This is a genomic window from Candidatus Accumulibacter contiguus (genome assembly GCF_012940005.1).
In the GTDB taxonomy this organism is placed as follows: domain Bacteria; phylum Pseudomonadota; class Gammaproteobacteria; order Burkholderiales; family Rhodocyclaceae; genus Accumulibacter; species Accumulibacter contiguus.
Genome location: NZ_SPMX01000064.1, coordinates 1 through 15188, shown reverse-complemented (window position 1 = coordinate 15188; position 15188 = coordinate 1). Strand labels below are relative to the sequence as shown.

At 63.0% G+C, this 15188-nt stretch carries 16 protein-coding genes, 3 tRNA genes and 2 pseudogenes; 12 read left to right on the top strand and 9 right to left on the bottom strand.

Going from position 1 to position 15188, the window contains the following annotated elements:
- A partial coding sequence (locus E4Q08_RS18760; RefSeq protein ID WP_308240176.1) for an ISAzo13 family transposase occupies positions 1-554 on the bottom strand: 554 nt, incomplete at its 3' end.
- Between the two features lie 489 nt (positions 555-1043).
- On the opposite strand from E4Q08_RS18760, the gene E4Q08_RS18755 reads away from it, so the two are divergent.
- The 6 genes from E4Q08_RS18755 to E4Q08_RS18735 all read left to right on the top strand — a co-directional run bounded on the left by E4Q08_RS18755 (position 1044) and on the right by E4Q08_RS18735 (position 3298).
- The gene (locus E4Q08_RS18755) at positions 1044-1445 is read left to right on the top strand and encodes a hypothetical protein (RefSeq protein WP_169071480.1); all 402 of its coding nucleotides are present in this window, start codon (positions 1044-1046) and stop codon (positions 1443-1445) included.
- A gap of 33 nt (positions 1446-1478) precedes the next feature.
- A complete protein-coding gene (locus E4Q08_RS18750; RefSeq protein ID WP_169071479.1) occupies positions 1479-1766 on the top strand; it encodes a hypothetical protein in 288 nt (95 codons plus the stop codon).
- Between the two features lie 29 nt (positions 1767-1795).
- Positions 1796-1918 carry a hypothetical protein gene (locus E4Q08_RS25500; RefSeq protein ID WP_256436005.1) on the top strand — a complete coding sequence of 41 codons (123 nt, stop codon included), beginning with the start codon at positions 1796-1798 and terminating at the stop codon, positions 1916-1918.
- A gap of 125 nt (positions 1919-2043) precedes the next feature.
- Complete coding sequence (locus E4Q08_RS18745) at positions 2044-2469, top strand: hypothetical protein (RefSeq protein ID WP_169071478.1); 426 nt, start codon at positions 2044-2046, stop codon at positions 2467-2469.
- A 516-nt stretch (positions 2470-2985) separates the two neighbouring features.
- The gene (locus tag E4Q08_RS18740; protein WP_169071477.1) at positions 2986-3132 is read left to right on the top strand and encodes a hypothetical protein; all 147 of its coding nucleotides are present in this window, start codon (positions 2986-2988) and stop codon (positions 3130-3132) included.
- A complete protein-coding gene (locus E4Q08_RS18735; RefSeq protein ID WP_169071476.1) occupies positions 3125-3298 on the top strand; it encodes a hypothetical protein in 174 nt (57 codons plus the stop codon). The genes E4Q08_RS18740 and E4Q08_RS18735 overlap by 8 nt, the downstream gene beginning before the upstream one ends.
- Before the next feature lie 137 nt (positions 3299-3435).
- On the opposite strand, the gene E4Q08_RS18730 is transcribed toward E4Q08_RS18735, so the two are convergent.
- From E4Q08_RS18730 to lhgO, 5 genes are all read right to left on the bottom strand, one after another.
- Positions 3436-3511, bottom strand: a tRNA-His gene (locus E4Q08_RS18730).
- An 8-nt stretch (positions 3512-3519) separates the two neighbouring features.
- Positions 3520-3596, bottom strand: a tRNA-Arg gene (locus E4Q08_RS18725).
- A 69-nt stretch (positions 3597-3665) separates the two neighbouring features.
- A tRNA-Pro gene (locus tag E4Q08_RS18720) sits at positions 3666-3742 on the bottom strand.
- A 36-nt stretch (positions 3743-3778) separates the two neighbouring features.
- Positions 3779-4267, bottom strand: a complete 489-nt coding sequence (locus E4Q08_RS18715; RefSeq protein WP_248595010.1) for a putative toxin-antitoxin system toxin component, PIN family — start codon at positions 4265-4267, stop codon at positions 3779-3781.
- Positions 4268-4271: 4 nt separating this feature from the next.
- The gene (gene lhgO, locus E4Q08_RS18710; RefSeq protein ID WP_034913982.1) at positions 4272-5414 is read right to left on the bottom strand and encodes an L-2-hydroxyglutarate dehydrogenase LghO; all 1143 of its coding nucleotides are present in this window, start codon (positions 5412-5414) and stop codon (positions 4272-4274) included.
- 152 nt (positions 5415-5566) lie between these two features.
- Between lhgO and E4Q08_RS18705 the strand changes: the two genes are divergently transcribed.
- The 6 genes and pseudogenes from E4Q08_RS18705 to E4Q08_RS18680 all read left to right on the top strand — a co-directional run bounded on the left by E4Q08_RS18705 (position 5567) and on the right by E4Q08_RS18680 (position 9526).
- Complete coding sequence (locus tag E4Q08_RS18705; protein ID WP_034913979.1) at positions 5567-6154, top strand: DUF1415 domain-containing protein; 588 nt, start codon at positions 5567-5569, stop codon at positions 6152-6154.
- A 39-nt stretch (positions 6155-6193) separates the two neighbouring features.
- Positions 6194-6748 (top strand): DUF924 family protein, encoded by a 555-nt coding sequence (locus tag E4Q08_RS18700; protein WP_034913977.1) that lies wholly within the window; start codon positions 6194-6196, stop codon positions 6746-6748.
- Positions 6749-6769: 21 nt separating this feature from the next.
- Positions 6770-7183, top strand: coding sequence for a secondary thiamine-phosphate synthase enzyme YjbQ (locus E4Q08_RS18695; RefSeq protein ID WP_034913974.1), 414 nt, complete (start codon positions 6770-6772; stop codon positions 7181-7183).
- A 90-nt stretch (positions 7184-7273) separates the two neighbouring features.
- Positions 7274-8160: pseudogene (locus E4Q08_RS18690) on the top strand (NAD(P)-dependent oxidoreductase).
- Complete coding sequence (locus tag E4Q08_RS18685) at positions 8160-9035, top strand: NAD(P)-dependent oxidoreductase (RefSeq protein ID WP_034913967.1); 876 nt, start codon at positions 8160-8162, stop codon at positions 9033-9035. Before E4Q08_RS18690 ends, E4Q08_RS18685 begins: the two are co-directional and overlap by 1 nt.
- Complete coding sequence (locus E4Q08_RS18680) at positions 9032-9526, top strand: LEA/WHy family protein (RefSeq protein ID WP_034913964.1); 495 nt, start codon at positions 9032-9034, stop codon at positions 9524-9526. Before E4Q08_RS18685 ends, E4Q08_RS18680 begins: the two co-directional genes overlap by 4 nt.
- A gap of 521 nt (positions 9527-10047) precedes the next feature.
- On the opposite strand, the gene E4Q08_RS18675 is transcribed toward E4Q08_RS18680, so the two are convergent.
- The 3 genes and pseudogenes from E4Q08_RS18675 to E4Q08_RS18665 all read right to left on the bottom strand — a co-directional run.
- Entirely contained in the window at positions 10048-12879 is a 2832-nt protein-coding gene (locus E4Q08_RS18675; protein WP_169071474.1) for an Hsp70 family protein, read from the bottom strand.
- 17 nt (positions 12880-12896) lie between these two features.
- Positions 12897-14762 (bottom strand): bifunctional metallophosphatase/5'-nucleotidase, encoded by a 1866-nt coding sequence (locus E4Q08_RS18670; protein ID WP_169071473.1) that lies wholly within the window; start codon positions 14760-14762, stop codon positions 12897-12899.
- Between the two features lie 210 nt (positions 14763-14972).
- A pseudogene (locus E4Q08_RS18665) lies at positions 14973-15188 on the bottom strand (transposase); the annotation flags it as partial.

Sequence of the window (15188 nt, the reverse complement as noted above, 5' to 3'; positions counted from 1 at the left end):
AGTCCTGGTCGAAACAAAGAGGAATTGGAGGGATTGCTGCCTCCGCCATCGCACGTCAGCAGGAGTTGGGTGGCGTGAGCATAGTCGTACTTGCCCACCTTTTCCCACCAGTGCGCGACGCTGTCGCACGCAAATTCCGTCGTATCGCGGCTCGTTCCTAGGTTCACGTGCCCCTTGTTTAGCCCTACGTCATAAAGTCCGTGCGGCACAATTTTTCCCTCGCCGTAGCTGGCAAAATCATGGTCCAAGACTTCAATGGATTCTCGTGCGTACAATTTTCCCGCGCGATAGAAGTTGCCTATCATCTCCTTTTTCTTCGTATCCATGCTGATCACAGGCTGGTTCCGTGCAAGATACTTCGCTTTGATTTCTGTGATGTTCTGAAACTGGGGGTTACGTTCTGGATGTTGCTTGAACGACTTCTTTTTCTGGGCTTGGCGACTTGCAAATTTATTCTTTTTCAACAACTTGCAGGCAACGTAGCGACTTACAGGAATGCCATTCGTCGTGATTCGCTCGGCAATAGCTTGCGGTTTGAGGTTCGTCCAGACGATGTCGTGTTGCGGACTTCCTGCCGTATGTTCAGAGATGACTTCAAAAAAAAAATGCTTTCCAATTCAGGCATGGCGTTGATGATGGATTTGCGGCCGCCCCCTGGTCTGCGGATCCGACCGGGCGCCAATTCTTGCATTTCTTTCAAATCCACCAAGCTTGGCAGATCGTCCTGGAGTCTATACCCAACAATTTCGAAATATATTCCTTTCCACCCCACCCTAATTTATGGGCTTCGACTGCCGCATACCGTCGCCGATCTTTTTCGGACAACCTGCAAAACATTGTCGTCATCAGACGTTCTATTTCTTCAGTGTAAGGCTTCATGCGATGAAGGAAATCATAGCCATGGGAGAATCTGTCATCTTAACAAATACTCAAATTCCGCAACTTGTTTTTTGAACGTTCCTAAAGCGTCGTTCGGTTCGTCAAGGCCCGCTTTAGCCCCCACGCTGACGCGGGTTTTTTCATTCGACGAACAGGAGCACACCATGAGCATTCGCATCGTTTTCTCGACTGCGGTCGTCAAGAAGAGCGCAGTACGAAGGAACTATCAGGGCGGAGAAGCTGCATTTCGGGCCGCCTTTCCCTACGCGTCCGAGGACCGGCAACTGTTCGGAATCTCCAGCATGTCCACCGGCGAGATGGGGGAGATTATCGACGAACTAACCGCAGGGGGGCTAAAGCTGTCATCTTGCTTCGCGCTTGGTGGCAGCGGAGAAGTCTATCCCTGCCCCGATATCCTTATTGAGCAGGTTTCAGGGGGGATATTCCCGCGGTGGGAAGCACGTGCTCTAGTCGACGAGCCTGAAGTCATGTCCGCCGAAGGGGAAAAGCTCGTCCGATGGATGCTGGCTAAGGGCTGGACGTTTGATCTGCCCGAAGCGCAGTGAAACCCAATCGCACAACCACCAGGAGAACACGCCATGAGCTTACCAGATGGAAAAATGACGGGCAGGGAGTTAATCACGAAGTATGGGGGAACGGCGATCCCGCCGGACGACCCAATCTTCAAGCCCGGCTTCACGATTGGCGCGACGGTGCCGTACAGGCAGCGGCCGGCTGGCTCGACGAGCGAGGCATCAAGTACAGCCCCAACCGAAGCGCAGACACCCCAGGAGGGGGATATGTCGGATCCGAAAGTGGCCGGGCGGATGCAGGACCGGATAGACCAATTCATGATCGACGAGGACCGGAAGGCCGGGTTGACCTAGTCGGGGTTCACTTCTCCAAAGAGCCACGCATGTGGCTGTCTGGCGTCTATTTCGACAAGGGAACCGGCGCCAAATCGCAAGAAGCGGTACGCATCCGCGCAGCTACCGACGACGCCACCATTCCCCGACGATCTGCGCGGCCTGTGTTGTGATGCCAAGACCGGGGGGGGGCGGCTGCTGCGCGCGCCGGCGGCAAAAAGGCTACTTCTGGGCATATTGCAACTAAGCGCCTAACCGAATATGCTCCCCCTCGCACGCGCACACAGAGGGGCGACACTTGACCACTGCACGAGACGAGTACAGAGCCGGCGTCGAGGCATTGGCACTCGATTCACTACAATCCCTGGATCGGCCCTGGGCAAGCGCCCGTGAAGTGTCCGCGCTCGCCGGGCGTTGCTGGCGATCGATCGCCCGTGCCCTGCTGAGGATGGCATCGCGCGGCATTGTCGAGGTGCAGATAGTCACCTGGCGCGATCGACAAGGTAGGTGCCGTCACTCCCGGCGCTACCGGGCTGCCACCGCGCTGGACATCGATGTGTTCCCGGCATGGCTGATGCCCCGCGCAGTACCGTCGCCCTCACACGTCACACCCAAGGGGGGCGCAGCGGGTTCGCCGGGGCTGCCAGTCGAGCGTTTCGAATCGCACCGCACCATGCCAGGAGCAACGCCAAGCATGAACTGTTCCTCACCATGCGCTACCTGATGTTCATCAGGTAGCAGTCACTACTGGCGCGATATTTGCTAACGCTGCACTGCGCAATGCTGCCGGCAACCCCCCGTGCGTGCGTGGCGAACGGGATGGTGTCCGGCAAAGTGGCAGGCAAGGTGGCAGGCAAGGTGTCAGTCGATGAGAAAGAAACCATGGCGGGCACAGCGACGCTCAGGGGCGTTTCTGTGGCAAAGTTGTATCGGCTTGGGGTAGATCGCCCCGCCAGCGTCGATTGTGCAAGTCCTTGACGTACTGCTGGCGCGTGGCCTATGCTGGTGCTGTCGTTGCACATCAGCGATGCGGGTGTGGAAGCCCGGACACTTGGCGGACAAGCCGCCTGCATCGCGGCTTTTTTCATGTCCGTTGGCATGGCCCCCAGTTATGGGCGACCGTGCGGGGAGCCTTCGCGCTCGCCGGTTCCAAGTGCCGGTCTTCCACACCCGCACGGTCTGCCCTCCTCATGTGGAAGTGGGGAAGGCGGAACACACAACCGCTACTTGGAATCACCCCATGCCCAACACCCCCGGCGCTACCACTCGCCAACAATCCCCCTACTCCTCAAAACTCGCCAGCCTCGAACCCGAAGGCGATTCCAACGCGCTGCCGCCGGCCCTGGCCGTGTTCCTCTCGACGGTGGAGGGGGCGAGTCATGGCTGAGAAAAGCGGCTACACCTTCGGCGCTGATCTTTGCGCGCCTTTTGCCGTTACCCTGACGATTGACGTCAGCCAGGTGACGGTCGAGCAGTTCCGCACCGACCTGCCGCGTATCGTCGCCAAGCTGGAACACTACCTCGCCGTTACCCGCGCAGAGGCGCTGCGCTGAACCAGACCCCCGGACGTGCGCCGGGTTTTCTTTGGCCTGACGTTGCTCTGGATTGCTCAAATCTGGCTACATGGTGGCTACACAGAACCGGATACCTGAGAGCATGGCCGCTTGATGGTGCCAACTTCTTGATTTGTTGGGGCGATGTACGGGATTCGAACCCGTGACCACTGGAATCACAATCCAGTGCTCTACCAACTGAGCTAACACCGCCACTAGCTTGGCGCGCCCGGCGAGACTCGAACTCACGACCCCCGGCTTAGAAGGCCGGTGCTCTATCCGGTTGAGCTACGGGCGCGAGTACGACATGGCCTGGCAACTGTTTCCTGCTACCTCTTGATACATTTGCAACAGGCACTTGTTCAACTGGTCGGGGCGGTGGGATTCGAACTCACGACCCTCTGCTCCCAAAGCAGATGCGCTACCAGGCTGCGCTACGCCCCGAGAAAGCGTGCATTCTACAATCTGGCACCCCGATGGTCAATGACGCGTGCCTGCATTTTGGCAATCAGCAAACCGTGGCGCGACTGCTCCGCCTGCAAACAGCGCGCTGGCGGCCTCCGTCGTGACGATCGCGTAGGGAACGGGCAGACGGCGGTGGCGGGCGAGCTGCAGGAGCAGCCGGTCGCGGGTAATCAGCAGGTCGGCGCGGCAGCGTAGCGCGAGGATCAGGAACTTCTGGTCGTCGCTGTCGCGGCAGCGGGGCAGGGGGTAGGCTTCGATCTCGTCGCTATCGTCGCTATCGCAGGTGCTGGTGAAACTGCGGTAGCGCTCCAGAAGTGCCCCTTGCGCAGCGGCATCGAGTCCGAACTGCGGGTAGGCACTGACGCGCTTCAGTTCGGACAGGCAATGGCGATCGGTGAAGCAGCGCAGGGCGCCGCGCGTGATCGCGTACTGCAGCGCTTGCGTCTGCGGGTCGGCGAAGTGCAGGAGGTCCAGCACGATATTGGTATCGAGGACCGCGCGCATGTTCTCAGCCGGCATACCGTCCGGTCGCGACGTCAGCAACGTACTCGGCGATTGCCAGAGAGGCCGTCAGCCCCGGCGATTCGATGCCGAACAGGTTGATCAGGCCGGGGATGCCATGCTGCGCTGGCCCCTGGAGCAAGAAATCGCCGGGAGGATCCGAGCGACCAGCGATCTTCGGGCGGATGCCGGCATAAGCCGGTGCCAGCGCCGCTACGGGCAATCCTGGCCAGTAGCGGCGAATTTCGGCAGCGAAGGTGTCAGCGCGTGTCGGGTCGACACGGTAGTCCAGTGCGCCGATCGGCTGCCCTGGCGTGGGTGGCGGCAACCACTCGACGTCCGGGCCGAAGCGTGCCTGCCCGCCGAGATCGATCGTCAGATGAATCCCCAGGCCGCCGTTCCCGGGCAGCGGATAGATCAGCCGCGAGAAGGGCGAGCGGCCACTGAGGGCATAGTAGTTGCCTTTGGCATGATGGCTCACTGGCAGCAGCGCTGCCGGAAAACCGGCGAGCGAAGCGGCGACTTCGGGTGCCCAGAGGCCGGCGGCATTGATTACCGTGGCGGTTGTAAAGCGCAGACTGTCGCTGCCGCCACTTTCGAGGATGAAGCCGTGGGTCTCGATGGAGCCGCTGCAGAACGGGCTGCGCAGAGCCAGCCAGGCGCCGGCACGTTCGGCATCGCCGAGCAGCGCTCGCATCAGGGCGCGGCTGTCGATGATGCCGGTGGAGGGAGAGAGCAGGGCAGCGCTGCAGGTCAGTGCGGGTTCGAGGGCGCGTGCCTCGGCTGCGCTCAGCAGGCGCAGGTCGTCGACACCGTTCAGCTGACCCTGCTGCTGCAGCGCGGCAAGTTTGTCTTCCTGCGCTGTCGAGGTGGCGACGATCAGCTTGCCACAGCGCCGGTGGCTGATGCCGTGCGTAGCGCAGAATCCGTAGAGTTTCCGCTGGCCGACAACGCACAGCGCTGCCTTGAGCGAGCCCGTCGGGTAATACAGCCCGGCGTGGATCACTTCACTGTTGCGGGCGCTGGTTTCGCTGCCGAAAGTGTCGTTGCGTTCGAGAATCACGGTCTCGATGCCCCGCCGTGCCAGCGTGCGGGCGCAGGCCAGGCCGACCACCCCGGCGCCGATGACGACCGCTGCAACGCTTTCCATGGCGCACTCGCACGCGACAAAGCTGTATTGTAATCCCCTGGCCTGGTCGCCGATGAGATGCGCTGGCGATGGCTGCGCTTTGCCTCATCCGACGCGAATCGCTACACTGGCGCGCATCGTAGTACGACAGCCCGAGGAGCCAGTAGCGGACCATGTCCAAGATCCGACACCAGAACATCCCCAGCCACGATCAAGTCATCGCCGTCACTCGCCAGTGGCTCGAAAGGGCAGTGATTGGCCTCAACCTCTGTCCTTTTGCCAAGGGCGTTCATGTCAAGGGGCAGGTGCGTTACGTGGTCAGCGATGCGCGCGATGAGGAGAGCCTGCTTCTTGACATGGATCGCGAGTTGCACGCGCTCCAGGCGGCAGCGCCGGAAGAGGTGGATACGACACTACTGATTCACCCCGGTGTGCTTGATGCCTTCGAGGATTTCACCTGCTTTCTCGGTCTTGTCGATGTGCTGTTGAAAACGAAGCGTCTGCGCGGCGTGTTGCAGGTGGCCAGCTTTCATCCGGACTACGCCTTTGTCGACACCGATCATGACGACGTGACCAACTATACCAACCGTTCGCCCTTCCCGATCCTGCACCTGCTGCGTGAAGCCAGCATCGATCGCGCCGTCGCAGCCATTCCCGACGCGGCGGCAATCTACGAGCGCAATATGCAGACGCTCAGGGAACTCGGCCACGACGGCTGGCGCGAGTTGGGTGTCGGCGCGCCTGCTCGCGGAAAGGCATAGGCTGCCGATGGCCATCATCTGGCGTATGGGAACAGGAGTATGGCGATGACGCCCGCAGCCATTCTGCACTTCTGGTTCGAAGAGACGACGCCGGCGCAGTGGTGGGCGAAATCGGAGGACTTCGACCGGCTGGTCGAGGCACGTTTTGGCGCCCTGCATGCGGCGGCGCTACGCTGCGAACTGTACGCGTGGCGCCAGGGTGCCGATGCTGCCGATGGGCGGCTGGCCGAGATCATTGTCCTCGACCAGTTCTCCCGCAACCTCTTTCGCGATCGTCCCGAGGCTTTTGCTGCCGACGGCATGGCGCTGGTGCTCGCCCAGGAAGCGGTCGCCGCCGGCCTGGACCAGGCCCTTGCACCGACGCGCCGAGCTTTTCTCTATCTGCCGTACATGCACAGCGAGTCAGCGGCAATACACGCGCTGGCGGTCAGGCTGTTCGCTGCGCCGGGAATGGAACATAACCTCGACTTCGAACTCCGACACCAGGCGATCATCGAGCGCTTCGGGCGTTACCCGCACCGCAACGCGATTCTCGGCCGCACGTCGACGGATGCTGAAATTGAATTCCTCAAGACACCAGGTTCTGCCTTCTAGGCACCGGCTAAGGAGTGCTACATGGCTTATCAGGAAAGCTTTGATGTCCACACCCGCGGGCGCGGCAGCATCGAGATTACAGCCGAGGTGGCCCGCATCGTTCGCGCCGCCGGCTTGTCGATCGGCATTGCGCACGTCTTTGTCCAGCATACCAGCTGTTCGCTGGTGCTCACCGAGAACGCCGACCCCTCGGTGCGCCGTGACCTCGAAACCCTGGCCAGCCGCTGGGCACCCGACGGCGATCCGGCTTATCTGCACGATGACGAGGGCGATGACGACATGGCCGCGCATGCCCGCAACATCCTGGCCGGCAGCTCGGTGATGGTTCCGATCGGCAAGAGCGAGCTACGCCTCGGTACCTGGCAGGGAATCTATCTCTGGGAACACCGGACGTGGGCGCATCGGCGCAGTGTCGTGGTGACGGTCCTGGCCTGAAGGCGAAAGCCCTGGCCAGCCGTCACTGGATTATTGCTACACTGTTGCTACACTGCACAGCTCGATCTGGTCATCACAACAGGAGCAGCAATGAAAATCGGATTCATCGGTTTGGGTATCATGGGGCGTCCGATGGCGCTGAACCTCATGCACGGGGGGGCACCCGCTCACGGTCTGGGCGCGGCGTGCCGAGTCGATGCAGCCCTTGCTGGACGCCGGTGCCGGTGCCGCGGTCAGCCCTGCGGGGGTGGCCGAGGTGGTCGATGTGGTGATCTCGATGGTCGCCGACGCGCCCGATGTCGAACAGGTGATGCTTGGCGAACGGGGGGGTGGCGAGTGCCGGCAGAAGCGGCCTGATCGCTGTCGATATGAGTACCATTCGGCCGGCGGCCGCGCGCGACATCGGCGCGCGCCTGCTCGCGCAGGGCATCGATTTTCTCGACGCTCCGGTCTCCGGAGGCGAGGTGGGAGCCATCGCCGGCACGCTGTCGATCATGGTCGGCGGCCAGGTGACTGCTTTCGATCGCGCGCGACCGGCGTTCGCCTGCATGGGCAGGAACATCGTGCATGTGGGCGATGTGGGTGCCGGACAGGTGGCCAAGGCAGCCAACCAGATCGTTACCGGCGTCGGTGTGCTGACCGTCGCCGAGGCGCTCAATTTCGCGGCCAGGAGCGGCGTCGACCCGGCCAGGGTACGCGAAGCGCTGCTGGGTGGTTTCGCCTATTCGAAGATTCTCGAGAATCACGGCCAGCGCATGCTGGACCGCAACTTCAAACCGGGTTTCAAGTCCTGGATGCATCAGAAGGACATGAACATCGTCATGCAGAGTGCGCACGAGCTGGGCCTGTGCCTGCCGGTGTCGGCAGCGACGGCACAGATGTATAACGCGATGGTCGGTTCAGGACTTGGCGAGGAGGACTCGATTGCCATTCTCAAGCTGCTCGAGCGCCTGTCGGGTGGCGAGGGAGACACCTGATGCGGCTCGGTTTCATCGGCCTTGGTGTGATGGGCCGGCCGATGGCGCTGCATCTGTTGCATGCCGGGCATCAGGTCGCGCTCTGGGCACGGCGTCCCGCGTCCTGCCAGCCCTTGCTGGCTGCTGGAGCGTTGCACTGCGCATCGGCGGCGGCAGTCGCAGGGTGCTCCGAGGTGGTATTCACGATGGTCACCGCCGGTGCCGACGTCGAGCACCTGACGCTCGGCGAGGATGGCTTGCTGGCGGGATTCGCTCCGGGCTCGATCCTGGTGGACATGAGCACCATCGCGCCGCAAACGGCACGCTCGCTGGCCGAACGTCTGTCCCGGTCGGGCGTCGACATGCTCGATGCGCCGGTTTCCGGCGGCGAGCAGGGGGCGATCGCGGCGACGCTGGCGATCATGGTTGGCGGCAAGGCAGCGGTGCTCGAACGGGTGCGGCCCCTCCTCGCACTGCTCGGCAGGTCTGTCGTGCATGTCGGTGAGCACGGCGCCGGGCAGGTCGCCAAGCTGTGCAATCAGATGCTGATGGTCGCGGCAATTCAGGCGGTGGCCGAGGCGCTGCACCTGAGCCGTGCTGCCGGAGCTGATCCGGCCAGGGTGCGACAGGCGTTGCTCGGTGGTTCAGCCGGCAGCCGTGTGCTGGAAGTGATGGGTGGGAGAATGGTCGATCGGGACTTCGTTGCCGGGGTCGAGGCCCGCCTACATCACAAGGATTACCGCATCGTCATCGGCGAAGCCCATCGTCTCGGGGTTCCCCTGCCGGTTGCCGCGCAGGTCGATCAGCAACTCAATGCCCTGATGGCGCAGGGCTGGGGGCGTGCGGATACGGCGTCGTTGTTGCGGGTTCTGGAAGCCGCTGGCCAGTGCTCATGAGAAGCTGTCTGGCGATCGTGTCGATCGCTGTGTTGAGCGCTTGTGCCGGACTCGGAAGCTTTTCACAAAAGCCCGAGGTCAGCGTTGCCGGACTGAATCTGGTGCAACTGGGCCTGTTCGAACAACGTTTTTTGCTCAAATTGCGAATCCAGAATCCGAATGATGTGGAATTGCCGATCAATGGCCTGAACTTCGAGATCGAACTCAATGGACAAGCATTCATCAAGGGTCTGTCGGACAAGGCGGTCAGCGTCCCGCGATTTGGCGAAGCGGTCCTCGAGGTGATGGCCACCAGTACGCTGGGCAGCACCCTGAAACAGCTTCGCGATTTGCAGAAGGGCGGCCGGGAGCGGGTCGACTACCGGATCGTAGGACGCATCAATGTTTCCGGTTTGGGCAATGTTCCCTTCGAACGGCGCGGCGACCTGCAGATGCCGGCGGTCGACCATTCTCCTCGGAAATCGCTTCCTCCCGGTTCAGACCGGACCTGATGATTGGGTGGGTCTCAAAAAGTCATGACCGTTAGCTCAAGGAAATGATCACCTTGTCCCACCCCGAACCGTCGTCTTCACGGTTTTCGTCGCGCTGACATGCAAGCGCCGCCAGCCGCGCTTCGACTGCCGCGATGGATTCTCCTGTCAACTGAAACCTGCGCCGGTCACTGCCGCAGCGGCGTTCAGCCACTCCAGTCGGTGGACCGGAATTACATTGGCGGCGATCTCCGCCCCTGTTCGCGCGCATGGCTCACTCCTTGAAAACATCCCGGTGAAGGCTTCCGCTGCTTTTGCCAAGGCAGTCAGCGGGTTCCTCTGGTGGCCATTATCCGGAAAACGAGCGTTCGATGTCAATCCGGCGAGCGCCTCTCGGGAAGCTGCGAGTCGTTCGTAAGTGGCTAAGTTAATGATATTTATGCTCAGTGACCCCGGCGCGGGTGCGGGCTGATGGCGCCGGCGGGTGCTGCTGCACGAGCGGTTCGACGGCCTGTCGAAGCCTGCCCTCTGAATCGATTTGACTAGCTTGCCGGGTGCTCCGAAGTCGCTGCGGTGCTCACTGTTCGTGCGCTTCCGGCTCCCTGCAGCAGTCTCAATCCTGCTGGCAGGGACTCGCCGAAAGCGCGGCGTTCGTCGGCCTTGTCGAGTTCGACGACACTCTGCACCTGCCTGACCCAGGTAACACTGGCATTGATCGATAGCAGACGCGCGAGTACCGCTGCGCGGATGTCGTCTGGCAGGTCGCGAGCACGGTCGCCGGTCAGGCGGGCGATTTGCGTTGCCGCGAAAGCTGCGGGCTCGACCTTTTTCCAGTCCAGCGCCAGCAGGGCTTGCAGCCAGCGGCCGGCGACCTCGGCCGGGATTACCTGGTGGGTGCTGCCATAGAGCGACTGGCGGGCGCCGATGCGGCCGATCGCCCACCAGCCGAGTGTTTTCTCCGAGTTCTTGCGCAAGCGTTCGAGCAGCCATTCACCGACTTCGAGCTTGCGTTCGACAGGTAGTCGTTCGAGCGAGGCGACAAGGCGCAGCATGTCGTCGTGACTGCCGGCGATGGTTGCTGCCAGGCGGCTGCGGCTCTTCGTCGGCTCGGCACGCAGCCAGGGCCCGAGTTCGGCCAGGAGCTGCTCCTGAACGGCAGCCGGCAGACCGCCTGCAGCTCGTCGCCACAGGGTCCACCATTCCGACCAGTTCTGGCTCTCGTTCACATACTGGATTCCCTGTGGGAACAAGTCGCAGAGTTGCTCGATCCGCCACTCGTCGAGCGCGTAGCCGAGGCCGGGGCGCAGGCAGAAACCGGCCAGATTGAGCCACAGGCGTTCATGCTCCGGTGAACGCCGGCGGCGCCGCGCGCGCTGCAACAGGATGTCGAACAGCGCGCGCAGCAGCGGCATTTCCCAGTCCTCGCGTTTGCCGAGCAGATGCTCGATCTGGCCGCGCAGACGGCGCACTTCCTTGCTTTCGACCGGTTGCGAACTGGCCCCGAAAATACGCTCGATGCACTGCACGGCGTCAGCGAAACGTGCCGGCAGGACTGCCGACGATACCACCGTGCTGCCGTCGTCGCCACGCAACTGGAATTCGAGCAGCCAGCGACGGGCGGCATCTTCAACGCCGACGCAGTGAATTTCGAGGGTGCCGACTTCGGTCATGGCGGTGCTCAGTTGCACGCGCACTTCGCGCTGGCTGCTGCCGGCCTGCGTCTGCACGACGGTGGCGATCGGCGGCAGGCGAATGAAATCCTCGTCGTCGAGAGGGGCGATTTCGCCCGGCAGATAAGGGGTATCGGCCACCGACGAAGCAAGGTGAAAGCGTACCGGCTGGCCGAGGCGCAGGCTGAAGATGCGCTCGGGCAGCCGGATTTCGTGCCCTTCTTCCGTACCACGCGGCAGCAGGCAGATGCCGCGCCGCTGCTGGCCTTGATCTTCGAGAAGCAGGAAGTAGCTGCGTGCCGATCCGCCGCCGATTTGCCGCCCATGTTCCTGGCGGATCAGCGCGTAAGCGACTGCACCGCGGGCCACGGCGACATCAGGGTTATCATTGTGCAGGATGCGCAGCGCTGCACCGCGCCAGTCGCCCAGGGTGCACTGCAGACGTTCGGCAAGGGCATCAGCGCGGAAAACGCCGCCGTTGAACAGCAGCGTATCGGGTATTGGCAGGCGGCCTGGCTCGCCGCCTGGGTCGGCGGCGTCGCCGAGCGCCTGACGCGCAGCCTGCGCGTGTCTTCTGAGGAAGGCGGCGACGTGGCGTGTAATCGCCGGGTCGGCGGGGTAGGGCAGCCCGAACTCGACGATCGCGGCACGTCGCTGCTGAACGGGCGCATCGGGCGGCACGCGCGGGAAGAAGCCATCGACGATCACCTGCAGGACTTCATCGCGCTTCAGTTCGACCGTTCGCGCGCCGCCGATCAGCCGCGAACCGCCACCGAGCAGGGTCAGTTGCACCGCCTCGGGTGCGCCGGCGGCCAGCAGTTGTTCCTTGGCCATCCGGCAGCGCGCCGTCAGTTGCGAAAAGCGCGGCGCTGACAGGCGACCTTCGCTGGCCGGCAAGCGCGACTCGACGAGGTGCGCGAGCGCGAGATCCATATTGTCGCCACCGAGCATCAGGTGGTCGCCGACGCCAATGCGGGTGAGTACCGGCTCGCCGTCCTGGATTGCCACCTGGATCAGCGTCAGATCGGTGGTGCCGCCGCCGACGTCGCAGACCATCAGCAGCCGCGTTGCCGCGAGTTCATCGGCCAGGCTCTGCTGGTGGCGGAACAGCCAGTCGTAGAAAGCCGCTTGTGGTTCCTCGAGCAGGCGCAGATTGGCCAGGCCGGCTTGCCGCGCGGCTTCGAGTGTCAGCGCGCGTGCGCCTTCGTCGAAGGAGGCCGGGATGGTCAGGATCAGCTGTTGCTGCTCGAGTGGTGCTTTCGGAAAACGGTGCTGCCAGGCGGCGCGAACATGCGCGAGATAACTCGCGCTGGCCACTACTGGCGAGACCTTGGCGACCCCGTCTTCGGCGCCCCACGGCAGGATCGGCGCCAGGCGGTCGACTGCGGCGTGCGACAGCCAGCTCTTGGCGCTGGCGACCAGCCGACCGGGAACCTGTGCCCCGAGTTCGAGCGCCAGGCGGCCGGTGACCAGCGGCGCGTCGCCTTCCTCGGTTGCCCACGGCAATTGCAGATCACCCGGGCTGATCTCGCCGGGCGCCGGATGGAAACGCACCGAAGGCAGCAAGGGTCGCGCGGCCACCTGGCCAGGACCGACCAGTTGCTCGATTTCGAACAGTTCGACTTGCCGCTTGCCGGGCGCGCTGTAAGCGACGACCGTGTTGCTGGTCCCGAGATCGATGCCGACGATATATTGTTTTTTCATTGTACGGATGGCTTCTCTCAGGGCAGCACCCTGCCGTCGCGACCGATCACCCGTTGGTGGCTGTAATCGGCTGCGGCCGGTCGGCTGACGGTGCCGCGCGCCAGCAGGTAATCGACGAAGGTTTGCGTGTAGTTGAGATAGGTGTTCACGCTGTGGCCGGTCTGATGAATCCTGCCAAGCGTCGTATAACCGTCGCTGCCGGTCGCGAGGTAATCGCTGGTCACCACGGTATAACTGCCTTGTGGGTCGATTGCCTGCCAGATTCCGCTGTCCTTGCGCTGCACCTCGATGGCGCTGAAGCGGTGGCCACGCGGCTGCGACAGGTCGAGCTGCCAGCGCAGGCCGGCGGCGTAGGGGTGAGAGCCGTCCGATCCGCCCCGATCGAGATAATTGCCGACGGCGTCTTCGAGCACCTCGGCGACCTGGCTGCCACTGAGCTGCAGTTCGAAAAGCACGTTGCTGTAGGGCAGCACCGTGTACGCGGTGTTGAAACTGACTTCGCCCTGCGGCAGCGCGCTGCGGATGCCGCCGCCGTTCTGCAGGGCGATGTCGGCGAGCCTGCTCGCCTGCCGGTAAGCGATGGCGACGGCCTGCGCAATGTCGCTGCCGCGTGCCAGCGTGTTGGCCTGCTCGCAGCCGGCGACGCCACTGCTGCGGTTGGTCGATTCGCCGGGTACGCGCACCAGGCACAGCGATTCGCTGGCGATGCCGATCTGCTGCTTTTTCAGGTCTTCGAGGCGGCCGGCAAAGCGGGTGAGAGTCGCCTGCGCGAGCGGGTCGGCGGTGAGCACGCGCGCGCCGCCGGATTCCTGCAACGCTTGGACGATGCGCGCGCGCGTGGCCGCGTCGACGGCGACGAAAGCGCCGCTGGCATCCTTCTGCCGAAAATCGTCGCCGATCGGCAGGGTCACCTCGCCGCGGCAGCTCTCGACGCGGCCTTGCGCATCGAAGCGAACCTGCAGCAGGCCGAAAGCCTTGGCGTATTCCCAGGCCTGGCCGATACAGACGGGGTCGCCGTCGCGGTTGCGGACGACCGTCGGGTAGGGGCCAGAAGAAGCGTCGATCCCGATCGCTGAAAAATCGCCGAGCAGGGTATGCGAGTCGCCACCGATGATCACGTCTACGTCACTGAGCTGCGCGGCCATCGCCACGTCGGCTGCGTAGCCCTGGTGGGTGAGCAGGACGATGTGGCGGATGCCCTGCGCGCGCAGCCGCTCGATGTATTTCTGCGCGCTGGCGACCTCGTCTGCGAAGCGCGTGCTCGCTAGCGGTCGCGAGGAATTCATCGTCTTGCCGCGCACTTCGATGCCGATGATGCCGACGGTGACGTTGCCGAATGACTTGAGCAGATAGGGTTGCAGATAGTCATTGGCGGCGGCCGGCGCGAGCGGGCTGCCGATCGCCGCTTCGACGTTGGCGGCGAGAACGCTGGTCTGGCAGGGGCCGTTGCGCAAGTCATCGAGAAAGCGCCGCAGGCCGGCGTCGCCTTCGTCGAACTCGTGGTTGCCCAGTTCGAAAGCGTCGAAGCAGACGCTGTTCATCAGCGCCGCGTCGGCCTCGCCCTGATAGAGGGTATGGTAGAGGGTGCCGGTCATCGCGTCGCCGGCGTGCAGCTTCAACAGGTTCGGCAGACCCTGGCTGGCTTTGAACAGCGTCGTCAGGCGAGGAAAACCGCCGGCCTCGACGCGCGTCGGAACCCCCTTGATGCTGATCTCGAAGTCGGGAGTGGCTTCGAGGTGCGAATGGTGGTCGTTGATGTGCGCGATGTGGATTTCGAGGGCGCTCGCCGGGAGCGGGGCGGGGAGCGGCGCGGTTTGGCAGGCGCTTAAGGAAAGTGCCAGGGCGAGCAGGCTGGCCGAGCAGGAGATCAGCATTTGGCGCATGCGGGCGGATCCGGGGGCAGGTTGAGCGAGTTGGCGAGTGTCGCACACACCGGCGCACCGCAGCAATGCGCTCGCCATCGCTGGCTGGGCTGGCAGCGGGGGGCATGCACTGCCTTACTATGAAAGTCGCGAGCGACTCTCGAATCTCCCCTCCCCCCTCGCGGGGGAGGGGTTGGGGGAGAGCAAACTGTGTTCCCAGTCAAGCTTTTTTTAGGCGCATTTTGCATGCTCTGGATTCCACGGAATACCCGATTTGACTATGGCGTTCATGATCGTCAGCATCTTGTGCATGCAAGCGACCAGCGCGACTTTTTTTGAGTTTTCCGTTAGCAAGCAAACGTTCATAAAAGGTCTTGATGACGGGGTTGTAACGTATGGCACTTAAGGCCGCCATGTATAAAGCGGTACGGACCGTCGCTCGACCAC

What these genes read in the sequence shown, in the direction of transcription:
- E4Q08_RS18700 (WP_034913977.1), top strand. Translation starts at nt 6,194, where the DNA reads ATGGCGATGACGCCCGCAGCCATTCTGCACTTCTGGTTCGAAGAGACG.
- E4Q08_RS25500 (WP_256436005.1), top strand. Translation starts at nt 1,796, where the DNA reads ATGTGGCTGTCTGGCGTCTATTTCGACAAGGGAACCGGCGCCAAATCG.
- E4Q08_RS18695 (WP_034913974.1), top strand. Translation starts at nt 6,770, where the DNA reads ATGGCTTATCAGGAAAGCTTTGATGTCCACACCCGCGGGCGCGGCAGC.
- E4Q08_RS18705 (WP_034913979.1), top strand. Translation starts at nt 5,567, where the DNA reads ATGTCCAAGATCCGACACCAGAACATCCCCAGCCACGATCAAGTCATC.
- E4Q08_RS18715 (WP_248595010.1), bottom strand. Translation starts at nt 4,267, where the DNA reads ATGCGCGCGGTCCTCGATACCAATATCGTGCTGGACCTCCTGCACTTC.
- E4Q08_RS18735 (WP_169071476.1), top strand. Translation starts at nt 3,125, where the DNA reads ATGGCTGAGAAAAGCGGCTACACCTTCGGCGCTGATCTTTGCGCGCCT.
- E4Q08_RS18680 (WP_034913964.1), top strand. Translation starts at nt 9,032, where the DNA reads ATGAGAAGCTGTCTGGCGATCGTGTCGATCGCTGTGTTGAGCGCTTGT.
- E4Q08_RS18670 (WP_169071473.1), bottom strand. Translation starts at nt 14,762, where the DNA reads ATGCGCCAAATGCTGATCTCCTGCTCGGCCAGCCTGCTCGCCCTGGCA.
- E4Q08_RS18740 (WP_169071477.1), top strand. Translation starts at nt 2,986, where the DNA reads ATGCCCAACACCCCCGGCGCTACCACTCGCCAACAATCCCCCTACTCC.
- E4Q08_RS18750 (WP_169071479.1), top strand. Translation starts at nt 1,479, where the DNA reads ATGAGCTTACCAGATGGAAAAATGACGGGCAGGGAGTTAATCACGAAG.
- E4Q08_RS18685 (WP_034913967.1), top strand. Translation starts at nt 8,160, where the DNA reads ATGCGGCTCGGTTTCATCGGCCTTGGTGTGATGGGCCGGCCGATGGCG.
- lhgO (WP_034913982.1), bottom strand. Translation starts at nt 5,414, where the DNA reads ATGGAAAGCGTTGCAGCGGTCGTCATCGGCGCCGGGGTGGTCGGCCTG.
- E4Q08_RS18675 (WP_169071474.1), bottom strand. Translation starts at nt 12,879, where the DNA reads ATGAAAAAACAATATATCGTCGGCATCGATCTCGGGACCAGCAACACG.
- E4Q08_RS18755 (WP_169071480.1), top strand. Translation starts at nt 1,044, where the DNA reads ATGAGCATTCGCATCGTTTTCTCGACTGCGGTCGTCAAGAAGAGCGCA.